The organism is Streptomyces endocoffeicus (genome assembly GCF_016741935.1).
GTDB classification, from domain to species: Bacteria; Actinomycetota; Actinomycetes; order Streptomycetales; family Streptomycetaceae; genus Streptomyces; species Streptomyces endocoffeicus.
This window is the reverse complement of the sequence record NZ_JAERRG010000175.1, coordinates 1-930: the sequence shown is the minus strand read 5'-3', so window position 1 is coordinate 930 and position 930 is coordinate 1. Positions and strand designations below refer to the sequence as shown.

Annotated in this window: 1 protein-coding gene; it reads left to right on the top strand. The window is 66.7% G+C overall.

Translation table 11 applies throughout. The annotated features are described in order from the left end of the window. Positions 1 to 930 (top strand): polyketide synthase dehydratase domain-containing protein (locus JK364_RS54450; RefSeq protein ID WP_201858884.1); only part of this gene is annotated, 930 nt, incomplete at both ends.

The window sequence follows — 930 nt, the reverse complement described above, 5'->3', positions numbered from 1 at the left end:
TGCGTCAGACGGTGCGTTTCGAGGAGACCGTGCGTGCCCTGTTGGCCGATGGTTTTCAGGTGTTTGTCGAGGCCAGTGCTCATCCGGTGCTGACCATGGCGGTGGAGCAGACGGCCGAGGAGCACGGTAGCCGTGTCACCACCGTCGGGTCGCTGCGCCGCGACGAAGGCGGCCTGGACCGTTTTCTGACGTCCGCGGCTGAGGCATATGTGGGCGGTGCCGCTGTCGACTGGGCTCGGAGGTTCGAGGGGACGGGTGCGCGCCGCGTTGAGCTGCCCACGTATGCCTTCCAGCGAGAGCGGTACTGGCTGGAGTCCGCGGGTGTGGCCCTCGGCGAGGGTGCGGCAGCTGGGCTTGGTTTGGGTTCGGCTGATCATCCGTTGTTGGGTGCGGTGGTGGGGTTGGCGGGTGTGGATGGGGTGTTGTTGACGGGGCGGTTGTCGTTGGTTTCGCATGGTTGGTTGGCTGATCATGTGGTGTGGGGTGTGGTGGTGGTGCCGGGGGCGGCGTTGGTGGAGTTGGTGTTGCGTGCGGGTGATGGGGTGGGTTGTGGGTGGTTGGAGGAGTTGACGTTGGAGGCGCCGTTGGTGGTGCCGGAGTGTGGTGGGGTGCGGGTGCAGTTGTCGGTGGGTGCGCCGGATGGGGTGGGTCGGCGTGTGGTGGGTGTGTTTTCGCAGGTGGAGGGTGAGGCTTTGGGTGGGGGTGGGGGGTTGTGGACGCGGCATGCGTCGGGGGTGTTGTCGGCTGATGTTCCGGTGGTGGTGGATGGGTTGGGTGTGTGGCCGCCTGTGGGTGCGGTGGGGGTGGATGTGGGTGGTGTGTATGAGCGGTTGGCTGGGGTGGGTTTGGAGTATGGGCCGGTGTTTCAGGGGGTGCGGGCGGCGTGGCGTCGTGGTGATGAGGTGTTCGCCGAGGTGGCGCTTGGGGAGG